This is a genomic window from Thermus sp. FJN-A (assembly GCF_054655095.1).
This window is the reverse complement of the sequence record NZ_BAAHSC010000158.1, coordinates 1-471: the sequence shown is the minus strand read 5'-3', so window position 1 is coordinate 471 and position 471 is coordinate 1. Positions and strand designations below refer to the sequence as shown.

The following is a 471-nucleotide window of genomic DNA, read 5'->3' as shown; positions in this document are numbered from 1 at the left end:
CGGCCTTCGCCCCCGGGGAGGAGGCCTCCTTGGAGCTCCCCGCCCTCCCCGCCCTGCCCACCCTCCACCCCCTGGTCTTCTCCCTCCCCTCCCTCTCGGGGCTTCTGGTGAAGCCGGGGGACCGGGTGGAGGAGGGGGAGCCCATCGCCCGGCGGGTGGACGAGGGGCCCCTGCGGGACCTCGAGGACCAGGCCCAGGCCAAGGCGGAGGAGGCGGCCCGCCTCGAGGCCGAGCTGTCCCGGGCGGAAGAGCGGTGCCGGGCGGAGCGGGAGGCCCTCCGGGGGGAGCTTTCCCGCCTGAGGGACGAGGTGGGCCGCCTGCGCTACCTGGTGGCCCAGGGGGCCGAGGCCCCCCTCCGCCTCGCCGAGGGGGAGGCCCGGCTTGAGGAGGCCGAGGCCCGCCTGACCCGCCTGGCCCTGGACTGCGCCGGGGAGAAGGCCCGCCTGGAGGAGTCTATCCGGGAGGCCCGCC

At 77.9% G+C, this 471-nt stretch carries 1 protein-coding gene; it reads left to right on the top strand.

The window, feature by feature from the left end; translation table 11 throughout:
* Positions 1 to 471, top strand: a 471-nt coding sequence (locus ACYQ0J_RS00810; protein WP_460170295.1) for an HlyD family secretion protein, incomplete at both ends; no start/stop codon positions are given.